The sequence below is a fragment of the Acinetobacter sp. ANC 4973 genome, assembly GCF_002135275.1.
Lineage (GTDB): Bacteria > Pseudomonadota > Gammaproteobacteria > Pseudomonadales > Moraxellaceae > Acinetobacter > Acinetobacter kyonggiensis.
Map to the genome: position 1 here is coordinate 24,512 of NZ_NEGM01000021.1, position 12,044 is coordinate 36,555.

Genomic DNA, 12,044 nt, shown 5'->3' on the forward strand with positions numbered 1-12,044 from the left:
TTTAAAAGGATTTGTTTAGCGATGTTCGTACGATTGTTTTATACCTTAAGAAAGTACGGTGTGCCTGTATCAACGCGTGAACTAATCGATTTAAACCATGCCGTAAGTGAAGGTTTGGTTTTTGCGGATCAAGATGAATTCTATCAATTAGCAAAAACGGTTATGGTTAAAGATGAGCGTTTCTTTGACAAGTTCGACCGCGCCATGAAAGATTATTTTGAGGGTATTTCAACTTTTGATTTGGATGATTTGCTCAATCAAGTTGATAAATTGCCGAAAGATTGGTTCGATCTTGAACTGCTTGAAAAACATCTCACACCTGAACAGCGCGAAGAGCTTAAAAAAGCTGGCTCACTTGAAGAGCTAATGAAGATGTTGGAAGAACGTCTGCGTGAGCAACACAAGAAGCATCAGGGTGGTAATAAGATGATAGGCACGGGTGGTACATCACCATTTGGTGCTTTTGGTGATCATCCTGAAGGTGTGCGTATTGGTGGGCCGGGTCGTAAGCGCTCAGCGGTTAAAGTGTGGGAACAGCGTAAATATCAGAATCTGGATGATGAGCAGATTTTAGGCACTCGCCAAATGCAAATGGTATTGCGTCGTTTACGTAAATTTGCGCGTCAGGGTGCTGCTGAAGAACTGGATATTAACGGCACCATTCGCGAAACAGCAAAGCAGGGCATTTTGGATGTTCAGCTTGTTCCTGAGCGTCGTAACCGAGTAAAAGTTTTAATGTTGTTTGATGTGGGTGGGTCAATGGATTCACACATTGCTCAATGTGAAAAGCTATTTAGTGCTGCAAAAACTGAATTTAAAACCTTGGAATATTTTTATTTCCATAACTGTCTATATGACTATGTTTGGAAGGACAATATTCGCCGTTCTAGTACGCGTATGAACACATGGGATTTGTTGAATACCTATGGTCGTGACTATCGTGTAATAGTCGTAGGGGATGCCAGTATGGCACCCTATGAGCTGGCATCGGTTGGTGGTTCGGTTGAATATATGAATGATGAAGCAGGCAATGTTTGGTTACAGCGTTTACGTCAGCATTTTGAAAAAACAGCATGGCTCAATCCTGAACAAGACAGTTATTGGCATTACACGCATACCATTGGCTTAATTAAACAGATTTTTGAAGATCATATGTATCCGATGACCTTAAAGGGTGTAGAGGATATGACTAAATATTTAGCTCGTTAAACGTGTCGAAATGAACACGTTCTTTTAAATGTAAGGGGGGATAATGAATCATCAAATTAATGGTATTCCATTACCAAACGAAGAGGGTTTCTTTGGACAATATGGTGGTCAATTTATTCCGCCTCATTTAAAAGAAGCAATGGATGAAATTAATCTTGCGTATGAACAAATTCGTCATACGGCTGAATTTAAAGATGAATTAGCTGATTTATTTGCCAATTATGTTGGTCGTCCAAGTCCATTGTTTCATGCAAAGCGTTTGTCTGACCAATTGGGTGGGGCGCAAATTTATCTTAAACGTGAAGATTTAAACCACACTGGTGCGCACAAAATTAATCACTGTTTAGGTGAAGCTTTACTTGCGAAATATATGGGTAAAAGCAAAGTGATTGCAGAAACAGGTGCTGGTCAACATGGCGTTGCTTTAGCAACAGCGTGCGCACTTGTTGGTATTCCATGTGAAATTCATATGGGGCAAGTGGATATTGAAAAAGAACATCCAAATGTCGTTAAAATGAAAATTTTGGGTGCCAAACTGATTGCTGTAACACGTGGAACCGCCACATTAAAAGATGCTGTAGACAGTGCGTTTGATGAATATCTAAAAGACCCGAAAAATTTTATTTATGCGATTGGTTCAGTGGTGGGGCCACACCCATTTCCAAAAATGGTTCGTGACTTTCAGTCTATTATTGGTGACGAAATTAAAGTTCAAACCAAGGATCGTTTTGGTTCAAACCCAGCTTACATTGTTGCATGCGTAGGTGGTGGTTCAAATGCGATGGGGGCATTCACTGCATTCTTGAATGAACCTGATGTGAAACTTGTAGGGGTTGAGCCTGCTGGTCATGGTTTAGATACCAATATGCATTCAGCAACGTTGACTTTGGGGAAACCAAGTCAGCTGCATGGCATGGCTTGTTATGTACTTGAAGATGAGCAGGGTGAGCCTTTACCTGTACACTCAATTGCATCTGGTTTGGATTACCCCGGTGTTGGGCCACAACATAGTTTCCTTAAAGATTTAGGTCGAGTGGAATATTCAACGGCAACTGACCAAGAATGTTTAGATGCATTTATGACATTGTCACGAGTGGAAGGAATTGTTCCCGCACTCGAGAGTTCTCATGCTGTGGCTTGGGCTATCCGTGAAGCACCTAAAATGGCGAAAAATGTAAAAATCGTGGTTAACTTATCTGGTCGTGGGGATAAAGATGCTGACTATGTGGCCGAAAAATTAGGCTTAAACTAATCATAAAACCTCCCTAAAGTCGTCTTTTTAACAGAAGGACTTTCTCTCCATTTTTATAAAAAGATGAGCAAAAGTATCCTTTTATTGAGGAGCGATTTAGAAGGGTAAAAAACCTCTCAATTGAGAGGTTTTTTATTGGCTTTGAAAACTTAACTTGCAATATATTGTTGTAATTGATCAATTAATTTACGTTGGTCTTCCATCACGACTTTGACTAAGTCACCAATTGAGATTAAGCCAATCAGTTTATCGTTTTCAACAACGGGTAGATGACGTAGATGGCGATCTGTCATGAGGTCTAAACAATCTTCAACACTATTCGATTTGGTGACGGTAAGCACTTTCGCAGTCATAATTTCACTGACAGTGGTCTCTTTAGACGTGCGTTCCATGAGTATGACTTTACGTGTGTAATCACGTTCAGAAAGAATACCCACGACTTTATCTTGATCAGTGACCACGAGTGCACCAATGCCTTTATCCGCCATAAGTGAAATTGCTTCAAGTACAGTCGATTCAGGGCTAATCGTAAAGATGTTTTGTTCAATTTTGTTCTGAATAACTTGTGCTACATTGGTCATTTATAGTCACCCTTTGTTGTTTATTGTTTGACATTAAACTTAGCGCGAAATAAGAAAAATGCAAAGACTTTTCAAGTCAGAAATTTTATTTTACATTTCTCTTTATTTGACTTTAACGACTTAAATACAAAATTAAGCAGGTTTTAAAGCCTCAGAGAAAAAGAAATGACGCATCTGTTGAGTAGTTAGTTTAAATTTTTGGCTTGAAGCGTTACATAGTGCAGGGGTAACGTGTAAACGAGTCAATGTTGGAAGTAGATAGTCTTGGAAATCATTTGGGGTGATTTTGCGGGGAGTATAATTGGGCCAATGTAGTTGTGCATATTTATGTGCTTGGACATTGTTAAGCCAAAATGGAAAAATGAAATCTTGATGATCAGACATCATTGCCCAACCTTGTTCGTGATATAAACCCCAAAGTACGCCACAGTACATCATTGATTTTAAAATGGTAATTTTAAAGAATAAATCTTTAGGAATAAGTTGTAATGAATTAATTTGTTTCATGCTAAAAACGTCTATTGAATTCAGACCCTATTGTAAGAAATTTAGATGAAAGTTCAGTGTAAGCTTTAAGAAACAATGTAAATAAATATGTATTTAAAAAGAATAGGGTTTAAAAAACGCCACCTTAGTGACGTTTTATTAAGCTTGCATAGTGGCTAAATTTTGCCAATATTGTGCTTTGAGTGAGTCTCGTTCTACACGAAAACCTTGATAATAAAGTTCTGCTAAGAACAATGCTGCTTTACCATGCCCAGCACGTGCGACTTCTTCCAACTGTTGAACCGCATCTGAAAAATTCATTTGTGATTGAATAGTGTTTACTGCATCTGCATACACATGTTCTAAGTCTTGGTGAGAGAGTTGATGAATCATATAAAACTCCTTATTGTAATTATGATTGCTAAAAGACAGTTCAATTTGTCTTTATATTAATTTAACTTAGCTTTGTTAAAGTAATATTACAATAAACTTGAATTGTCAAATAATATATGTGGGTTGTAGTTATAAAAACAAGTTTACATGATTAAACAATCTACAAAATGAATTTTTATTAATATACATATACTGGAAGTTGTAAATATATAAGGAGAAGAACATGACAAAAACATTTGATGGTTTGACTTTTGATTTGCCTCCAACAAGTTCTCAAATTGTTGAGCTGGCTCATCAACATCGAAAAAATTTAGATGAAGCTATTTTTCATGAAGAAATTCACTTAGGGGACTATTGTTTAGCACAGCGAAAAAGAGTTTACGATTTTACACGCCAATTAGATCCACAACAACGTGAAGACTTTTATAGCATTTACAATGGTGAGTTAAGGCGCATAGCAGATGATGATGAGCTACATTCCGTAGATTCAGAAAAAGGTCTGAGTGCTTTTGCAATTATGCTTGTATTAGGGATTATTGCATTGGTTCTTTATTTTGCAGTGATTAGAAATATTGTTGCATAAGCTGATGAGGATTGCTCAATTTCTGTTACAAATGCATTGAAATTGAGCAAATCCGCTTGTACTTCTGAATACAGCCCCCTAAACTACCTTTAGTTCGAGGTAGGCTATGCATATTGCTATACAAAAAATTGTTCAATTTAAATCTAATATAAAGCTTGAATATGTTTATAACGTGCTCATCGTGACAATTATTGCGATTATATTAATGCTTGCTTTAATTGCCCTTCAACGTCCCATCTCACTCACGCAATTTGAAAATGTAATTAAACTTTCATCTCAAGCAAGTTATCCAGACACTCAACAAATGGCATTGTCCCTGATGCAGCAGCAACAGGTTCCTTACGGGCAATATTTTAAATTGATGCAGGCGCATCATTTGGAAATGACGCAGGCACATCAATTACCTCCTTTGCAGGTGGAGTAATAATTGTTTTAGGCATTTGCTCTATTGATGGTGGTGCAAGTATCGGTGCTTGAGGTGCTAGATTTTGATTGAGTATGATTTCTAATGCTTTTTTATCTAATTTGTCATTCACCACGATAATTGTAAGTCGTTCAGGGTGTAGATGTTTTTGAATCGCATTTTGTACGTCTTGTGCAGTCAGTTTTTCTAATAACCGCGGGTATTCATTTAAATAGTCAGCAGTTTGGTTGTAAAACCCCATTGAGCCTAGTTGAGCATTAATATTGGCATTGCTACTATAATTATTGGGGAAAGCGCGCAACATCCCTGCTTTGGTTTCTTGTAATTGTTTTTGATTAATCGGTTGTTTGACAAAATCGACTAAAGCCCGATGAGCCACCTGTATGCTGTCAAGGAGTTGGTCTTGTTTTGTGGAGTAACTAAGACTAAAAGTTCCAGGGACTTGGCTAAATGAAAATGAACTATAAGCGCCATAGGTATAACCACGTTTGACTCGCAATTCTTTCATTAAAACCGAATTAAAGCCAGTTCCTCCGAACATTTGATTTGCAACTTCTAAAGCTAAACGGTCTGAGTCAAATCGTGTGCTGCCTAAATGCCCCATAATGACATGGGCTTGGCTAGAATTAAAAGTAATATGCCGAATGTCAAAACTAGATTTATCTATGGGTTGAGTGAGCGATTTTGCTTTTTCCCCTTGTTTTAAATGACTTGTAATACGTTCAGAAAGCTTGAGTGCTTCTTTGGAATTCAGTTGACCTGTAATGGCTATATTCATATTTTGTGCCACTAAAAATTGGTCGCTAAATTGTTTGAGTTCGGGTGGCGTAATTTTACTAATACTGCGCTGCGTTCCCGTAATGGGTTCAGCATAGGGATGTTTGCCATATAAGGCGCGGTAAAATTGAATATTCATCATTCGGCTTGGGTTTTCTTGAACTTGCTTTTGACCCACTTGGGTATTGGTGAGCATTAAATGAATACTGGATTTTTTAAAGGTGGAATGATTTAAAACTTCCAGCAGCATACTTAATGCAGGCTCAAGCTTCTTGGGATCGGATAATACCCGCAGTTTTACAATAAACATATCACGATAAGCTTTCACACTAAATTGAGCACCAACCGCTTCAAAAGCACTGGCAATTTGGTTAGCGGTATATTCCTCGGTGCCTTCATCAAGCAGTTGCGCAGCCATGTTGGCAACACCATATAAGCCAGAGGCGACTTCTTCATCTCGTGCTGAGCCTGCATTGAAGGTCAATTGAATGTCAATGATGGGTAAATTTTGCGATTCGACAAACAATGTTCGAACTTTATAACGATTTTTCAGTTCATGTACATAAGGAGCATGAAATTGAAGTTGCTGATTGTCATTTTTCAAGCTTTGTAAAAGAGGAATTGATTTTAACTCTGTCGGATGATCATCGCCTAGGTTATTTAAATTTACGTTATTTAAATCCACATCAGCAATAACGGATTGAGCGCAAATAAAGGAACTGAGTAAGATAAAAAGTCGCAGCTTAAACATATGAAATTCCATTATTGAGCTTTATTTTCAGGTGAAACAGGAGAAAGATATAAGGTGCTGAGGTTGTCACGGACAAAATAAATATTCGCAACGCGTTGAATATCTTGTGGGGTTACTGTTTCAAAATGTTTAGGCAGTTCATCCATTAAACGGAAACTCAAACCGTTGATTTCTAAGTTGCCAATCATTTTGGTCTGACCTGCAATATCATCTTGGCTATAAACTAAATTAGAGACGAATTTAGCCGTCACACGTTCAACTTCTTCAGTTTGAATAAGTTCCGTCTTTAATAAATCAATTTCATGTTGAATGGCTTTTTCTGCATCTTGTAAACTCACACCTTCGGTGGGTAATGCAGAAATACTCAATAAGCTATCTCCTCGATTATAAGGATCGTAAGAAACACTAATCGCACTCAGAACTTTTTTGTCCCTGACCAGTCGATCTTGTAGCCGAGAGGAAATACCACTATCTAATACGTTTTTAATAATGGTGAGTGCATAAGCATCTTGTGGATTCTTTGCTGTGACCAGTGAGCGGACATTCCATGCCATATATAAATTCGGTACTTGTACAGGTAAATTGACTTCCATGTGGCGGTAACCGACACGATCAAACTCGAAGACATCATTGCGTGGAGGGGTTTTTCTAGCCGGAATATCACCGAAATACTTTTGGACTTGAAGTAAGGTACTTTCTGAATCAACATCACCGACAATAATCAAAATGGCATTATTGGGCGTATACCAATCGCGATACCATTTTTTGACATCTTCAAGCTGAATATTCTGAAGGTTTTTCATATAGCCAATCACGGGTTGTCGATAGTGACTGGTTGGATAGCTGATCCATTTGAATCGTTCAAAAGCCAACGATCTTGGATTGTCATCGGTGCGTAAACGACGTTCTTCCATCACCACTTTAATTTCAGGCTCAAAATCTTGCTGACGTAACAGCAAATTACTCATACGGTCAGATTCAAGTTCTAAAGCCATGGGTAAATAGGTTTTAGGGTAAAGCTGGTAATAATTGGTGTAGTTGGTAAAGGTTGAAGCATTGACACTGCCACCATAAATACGACTTAAGCGAGTGAACTCATCATTTGGAACTTTATTGGTGCCTTTAAACATCATGTGTTCAAGAACATGAGAAATGCCAAGTAAGTTCCCCGATTCATCACTACTTCCAACGCCATACCAGATTTGAGTCATGACCATGGGGGAGCGATGGTCTTCACGAATAATCACCTTTAAACCATTTTTAAGGGTCGTTTCAAATGTAGTGCGTGCTAATGTGCTACGTGTTTCAGCATGCCCTAAGCTGCTTTGTATTGTGAGTAATGCAAAGCCCATGGCTAAAAAATGCTTTTTTAAAAAAGACAGCTTTGGAAAAGGTGGTACGTAACTTTTGAGCACAATATTGACCAAAGTGATTAATTGTATTTAGGATTATTTTTAAGAAATTTCGATTTCAAAGCAAGGCGAAGTTGTTCGTTTTTGGTGTGCTCAATGTCTACTGGGGATTGCAGAGAAAATCTATGCTAGAATCCTTGTTTTTTAACGCAATGCTTTTCAAGGATTCGGCATGCAACAGCAATCTAATGGGCAAAATAAATTTTTGATTGATGCTGATATCGGGGATGACGATGTCACTTTACCGAATTTACCTGCGGTAAATGTACCTATTGTTGAAACTCAAAAAGAAGAGACAACTATTTCTGCGCCTGTAGCCACAGAAACAGTGCAAGAAGATACTTCTGGTGGCTTTTTTAGTCGTATGAAAGTGGGTTTAACCAAAACCCGTAAAAATCTTGCTGATGGGATGGTGAATATCCTCATTGGTGGTAAAGAAATCGATGATGAACTGCTTGAAGAAGTTGAAGAGCAATTGTTGGTTGCAGATATTGGTGTAGATGCGACGAAAACCATTATTGCTAATTTAACGGAACGTACTGCACGTGGTGATTTAATCTATTCACATTCATTGTATAAAGCTTTACAAGAAGAATTAGTGGCTTTACTTGCACCACGCGTAAAAGCTTTACATATTGACCCAAATAAAAGCCCATTTGTGATTTTGGTGGTGGGTGTCAATGGCGTGGGTAAAACCACCACCATTGGTAAATTGGCTAAACGCTTACAAGGCGAAGGTAAAAAAGTCATGTTAGCGGCTGGAGACACATTCCGTGCTGCCGCAACTGAACAGCTTCAAATTTGGGGCGAGCGCAATAATATTGCAGTAGTTTCACAAGGTCATGGTGCCGACAGTGCTTCAGTGATTTTTGATGCTTTTGAAAGTGCGCGTGCAAAAGGGATTGACGTATTAATTGCAGATACTGCTGGTCGTTTGCATAATAAAAGCCACTTGATGCAAGAACTGACCAAAGTAAAACGTGTCATGCAAAAAATTGATGCAACAGCGCCACATGAAATTATGTTGGTGGTTGATGCAGGTACAGGTCAGAATGCAATTAATCAAGTCGAAATGTTTGATGAGGCGGTGGGTTTAACAGGGCTGACCATTACTAAACTGGATGGTACTGCCAAAGGTGGTGTGCTCTTTAATATTGCAAGCCGTACTCATGTCCCTATTCGTTTTATTGGTGTGGGTGAGAAAATTGATGATTTACGCCCATTCTCAGCAAAATCTTTTGTTGCAGCATTATTCGAAACAGAAAAGTAAAAATGCTTAATGTTTCACACAAACTCCGCTAAATGCGGAGTTTGTTGTTTTTGAATTTATTGTTTGCGTTAAAAAGCAACATATAAAAATAACTTATGCAAAGAAGTTCCTTATATATGATTAGAATATAAGGAATCAAAAGCTTTAGTATCTGTATTGGGGAGTACTACTGTGGCATTATTAGAAAAAATTGGGCATGTTCTCACCTCTGATATTACCAAAGACTTTAAACTGAAAAAAAAAGTGGCTGAAGAAATACATGAACTAACTTTTGTTGATCATTTGAAAAAACGTCGTAGCATTCATGTGCTGGGGAAAAAAGTTCATTTTAGCCAAGCATACTTGGCAGAACTGATTCAAGAGGCGGTACGAAGTTGCCCTTCTGCTTTAAATTCTCAAAGTTCAAGAATCGTGGTGTTGTTTGGTGATTCTCATGCAAAGTTTTGGGAAATTGTTAAAGAGGTACAACGTAAAATAATTGCTGTACATGTTTTTGCAGGTACAGAAATGAAAATTGATCAATATGCAGCAGGTTTTGGCACGGTTCTTTTTTATGAGGATCAGCGCACCATTCAACAATTACAAAAGCAAATTCCTTTTAATTCAGAATATTTTCCCATTTGGTCAGAACAAACTTCAGGCATGGCACAATATGCAGTATGGACTGCTTTGGCTGACTCGGGGATTGGGGCTTGCTTGCAACACTATAATCCAAGTATAGATTCCGCAGTGGCGCAATACTTGAGTATTGAATCGTCATGGTTACTTCGGGCGCAATTGGTTTTTGGTTCAATTGAGCGAGAGGCTGACGAAAAAATTGATCCTCAAGATGGTGATCGTTTTAAAATATTTGTCTAATTGGCAGACATAAAAAAGCACCTTTATGTTAGGTGCTTTTTTATGTCTTTAAATCGACAGGAAAATGAGAAAATAGTGCATAAGATTGTTCTATAAATAAAACACAATGTCACTTTTTTAGTCATGTATTCATTCTAGAATTAACATAAGATAAAACGATTCTAATAATTCTTATCAAAATACCAAGAGGGTTATCCAATGTCATTTTTAGATCAAATAAAGCAACGCCGTACTATTTATGCAATTGGTAAGAATGTTGCATTAGCACAAGATCAAATAGAAGAAATTATTAAAGATGCAGTTCGTTATAGTCCGTCAGCATTTAACTCACAAACGTCACGTATTGTCACTTTATATGGTGAATCACATACAAAATTTTGGGATATCGTGCGTGAAACATTGCGTAAAATGGTGCCAGAAGCGGCTTTTGAAAATACCAATGCCAAAATTAATAGTTTTGCTGCAGGTTATGGCACAGCATTATTCTTTGAAGATCAAGACACGGTAAAATCACTGCAAGAACAATTTGCGTTATATGCAGATCATTTTCCAGCATGGTCAGAGCATTCAACAGGCATTGCACAGTTTGCAGTGTGGACAGCATTGGCTGAGCATCACATTGGAGCGTCATTACAGCATTATAATCCAGTGATTGACCATGAAGTTGCAGAGGTTTTTAGTATTCCTGAGAATTGGAAATTACGTGCGCAATTGGTATTTGGTTCTATCGAAGCCGCTGCTGGAGAAAAAACATTTATGGATAATGAAGTACGTTTTAAAAAATTCGACTAAATTATTCTTCATTCAGTTTATACGGAGCGCTTAAATTGCGCTCTTTTTTATGGTTTAAAATAGTAGCTTGATATCTATTAAGATGGAAAGCTTATCTCAACAAATACTTGAGAATGCTGGGTATTAAAAATAGCTTTGTCATAAAATCGTCATTTATACATTGCATAGTGCAATTAAATTTTAATGATGAATAAAGAGAAAGTAGAATGGCTTTAAGATTAACTTTTGCTGTGGCTGCATTGCTAATGAGCGGTACTGTATTTTCAGCGGTAACGCTTACAGCGCCAGAAGAAATCAAAATCCTTGCGGTGAATGATCAAGAAGTTAATACAGGGCTATTTCGTTCAGCGGATAATCACTATAAAGTCGATGCAGGTGAAATTAGTCTTAGCGTGCGCTACAGCCAATATTTTGAACATCTAAATGGTGAGCATGATATTGTTAAGTCAGGCGTAGTTACATTAAAGACACCACCGCTAAAAGATGGTGAAAATTACCAATTAAAATTAGTGAATACACCAGCAAATTTTGAAGCAGCAAAGAAATATGCTGAACAGCCTATAGTAGCTTTATTTGATAACAACAACCAAATGCTGATTCAACAAACAGGTGCAAATACAGAATCAAAACCTTGGTTAGCACAGGGTCTTTTTGCAAAAGCAACAGATTTAACTCAGAAGAAAAGAATACCCGTTAACCAACCAGCACCTGTTTATTCACAAACTGGAGCTTCTGTAGCAACTTCTTTGAATTCTAGTGTATTGGCTAACGCTACAAATACAGCAGATCAGCAACTTATCCAGCTTTGGCAAAAGTCGAGTAAAGCTGAACGTCAAAAATTTATGGGGTGGTTGGCTGAACAAGCAAATTGATTCACTCATCATTGAAAATAAACAACCAGCGGAAGCTGGTTTTTTATTTTTGTTGCAATTAATCGATGAAAAAAGCCGAAAAAAAATTTAAAAAGTGCTAAAAATAGTATTTTGGTTTAAAAAATAAACAACCGATTGTGTTTTTGATGTTTTTTGATAAATAGGGGTTGCGCAAGATAATAAACTGTATAGAATACGCAGCATCCCGACGAGATAGCCGGAAACAAACGAAGCACGAAGTGCTGAGTTGTTAAGGAATATCAAGTTGAGCGACTTAATTACTGACGAAGTATTAAGAAGATCATTAAGAGATTATGAAGAACAACTTGTGTGGATTTTTACTGGTTGATTGATCGAAATTATTTTCATTGATTGATGGTAGAA

At 37.6% G+C, this 12,044-nt stretch carries 13 protein-coding genes; 8 read left to right on the forward strand and 5 right to left on the reverse strand.

Annotation, left to right across the window (positions count from 1 at the left end; all coding sequences use genetic code 11):
• Window positions 1–21: 21 nt before the first annotated feature.
• Window positions 22–1,209, forward strand: a complete 1,188-nt coding sequence (locus B9T30_RS15235) for a vWA domain-containing protein (RefSeq protein ID WP_086185748.1) — start codon at window positions 22–24, stop codon at window positions 1,207–1,209.
• A gap of 43 nt (window positions 1,210–1,252) precedes the next feature.
• A complete protein-coding gene (gene trpB, locus B9T30_RS15240; protein ID WP_086185749.1) occupies window positions 1,253–2,461 on the forward strand; it encodes a tryptophan synthase subunit beta in 1,209 nt (402 codons plus the stop codon).
• A gap of 149 nt (window positions 2,462–2,610) precedes the next feature.
• Here the strand turns inward: trpB and B9T30_RS15245 are convergent, their stop codons facing one another.
• The 3 genes from B9T30_RS15245 to B9T30_RS15255 all read right to left on the reverse strand — a co-directional run bounded on the left by B9T30_RS15245 (window position 2,611) and on the right by B9T30_RS15255 (window position 3,921).
• Window positions 2,611–3,042: a CBS domain-containing protein gene (locus B9T30_RS15245; RefSeq protein WP_086185750.1), complete on the reverse strand. Its 432-nt coding sequence runs from the start codon at window positions 3,040–3,042 to the stop codon at window positions 2,611–2,613.
• Between the two features lie 132 nt (window positions 3,043–3,174).
• The gene (locus B9T30_RS15250; protein ID WP_086185751.1) at window positions 3,175–3,549 is read right to left on the reverse strand and encodes a DUF2750 domain-containing protein; all 375 of its coding nucleotides are present in this window, start codon (window positions 3,547–3,549) and stop codon (window positions 3,175–3,177) included.
• Window positions 3,550–3,687: 138 nt separating this feature from the next.
• A complete protein-coding gene (locus tag B9T30_RS15255) occupies window positions 3,688–3,921 on the reverse strand; it encodes a hypothetical protein (RefSeq protein WP_004651856.1) in 234 nt (77 codons plus the stop codon).
• Window positions 3,922–4,144: 223 nt separating this feature from the next.
• Between B9T30_RS15255 and B9T30_RS15260 the strand changes: the two genes are divergently transcribed.
• Both B9T30_RS15260 and B9T30_RS15265 read left to right on the forward strand, forming a co-directional pair.
• Window positions 4,145–4,504 carry a hypothetical protein gene (locus B9T30_RS15260; protein WP_086185752.1) on the forward strand — a complete coding sequence of 120 codons (360 nt, stop codon included), beginning with the start codon at window positions 4,145–4,147 and terminating at the stop codon, window positions 4,502–4,504.
• Window positions 4,505–4,610: 106 nt separating this feature from the next.
• Window positions 4,611–4,928: a hypothetical protein gene (locus tag B9T30_RS15265; RefSeq protein WP_086185753.1), complete on the forward strand. Its 318-nt coding sequence runs from the start codon at window positions 4,611–4,613 to the stop codon at window positions 4,926–4,928.
• On the opposite strand, the gene B9T30_RS15270 is transcribed toward B9T30_RS15265, so the two are convergent.
• Window positions 4,858–6,456, reverse strand: coding sequence for a M16 family metallopeptidase (locus B9T30_RS15270; RefSeq protein WP_171264179.1), 1,599 nt, complete (start codon window positions 6,454–6,456; stop codon window positions 4,858–4,860). The genes B9T30_RS15265 and B9T30_RS15270 overlap by 71 nt on opposite strands.
• An 11-nt stretch (window positions 6,457–6,467) precedes the next feature.
• Window positions 6,468–7,808, reverse strand: a complete 1,341-nt coding sequence (locus tag B9T30_RS15275; RefSeq protein ID WP_086185760.1) for a M16 family metallopeptidase — start codon at window positions 7,806–7,808, stop codon at window positions 6,468–6,470.
• A 232-nt stretch (window positions 7,809–8,040) separates the two neighbouring features.
• On the opposite strand from B9T30_RS15275, the gene ftsY reads away from it, so the two are divergent.
• From ftsY to B9T30_RS15295, 4 genes are all read left to right on the forward strand, one after another.
• Entirely contained in the window at window positions 8,041–9,138 is a 1,098-nt protein-coding gene (gene ftsY / locus B9T30_RS15280) for a signal recognition particle-docking protein FtsY (protein WP_086185755.1), read from the forward strand.
• 171 nt (window positions 9,139–9,309) lie between these two features.
• Window positions 9,310–9,996, forward strand: coding sequence for a nitroreductase family protein (locus tag B9T30_RS15285; protein ID WP_086185756.1), 687 nt, complete (start codon window positions 9,310–9,312; stop codon window positions 9,994–9,996).
• 198 nt (window positions 9,997–10,194) lie between these two features.
• Window positions 10,195–10,788, forward strand: coding sequence for a nitroreductase family protein (locus B9T30_RS15290; RefSeq protein WP_086185757.1), 594 nt, complete (start codon window positions 10,195–10,197; stop codon window positions 10,786–10,788).
• A gap of 206 nt (window positions 10,789–10,994) precedes the next feature.
• The gene (locus B9T30_RS15295; protein ID WP_086185758.1) at window positions 10,995–11,660 is read left to right on the forward strand and encodes a DUF2057 family protein; all 666 of its coding nucleotides are present in this window, start codon (window positions 10,995–10,997) and stop codon (window positions 11,658–11,660) included.
• Window positions 11,661–12,044: the final 384 nt, after the last annotated feature.

Bases quoted from the DNA above. Each gene is read 5' to 3' on its own strand.
- B9T30_RS15270 (WP_171264179.1), bottom strand. From the start codon at position 6,456: ATGTTTAAGCTGCGACTTTTTATCTTACTCAGTTCCTTTATTTGCGCT.
- B9T30_RS15265 (WP_086185753.1), top strand. From the start codon at position 4,611: ATGCATATTGCTATACAAAAAATTGTTCAATTTAAATCTAATATAAAG.
- B9T30_RS15275 (WP_086185760.1), bottom strand. From the start codon at position 7,808: ATGGGCTTTGCATTACTCACAATACAAAGCAGCTTAGGGCATGCTGAA.
- B9T30_RS15255 (WP_004651856.1), bottom strand. From the start codon at position 3,921: ATGATTCATCAACTCTCTCACCAAGACTTAGAACATGTGTATGCAGAT.
- B9T30_RS15290 (WP_086185757.1), top strand. From the start codon at position 10,195: ATGTCATTTTTAGATCAAATAAAGCAACGCCGTACTATTTATGCAATT.
- B9T30_RS15245 (WP_086185750.1), bottom strand. From the start codon at position 3,042: ATGACCAATGTAGCACAAGTTATTCAGAACAAAATTGAACAAAACATC.
- trpB (WP_086185749.1), top strand. From the start codon at position 1,253: ATGAATCATCAAATTAATGGTATTCCATTACCAAACGAAGAGGGTTTC.
- B9T30_RS15235 (WP_086185748.1), top strand. From the start codon at position 22: ATGTTCGTACGATTGTTTTATACCTTAAGAAAGTACGGTGTGCCTGTA.
- B9T30_RS15260 (WP_086185752.1), top strand. From the start codon at position 4,145: ATGACAAAAACATTTGATGGTTTGACTTTTGATTTGCCTCCAACAAGT.
- ftsY (WP_086185755.1), top strand. From the start codon at position 8,041: ATGCAACAGCAATCTAATGGGCAAAATAAATTTTTGATTGATGCTGAT.
- B9T30_RS15295 (WP_086185758.1), top strand. From the start codon at position 10,995: ATGGCTTTAAGATTAACTTTTGCTGTGGCTGCATTGCTAATGAGCGGT.
- B9T30_RS15250 (WP_086185751.1), bottom strand. From the start codon at position 3,549: ATGAAACAAATTAATTCATTACAACTTATTCCTAAAGATTTATTCTTT.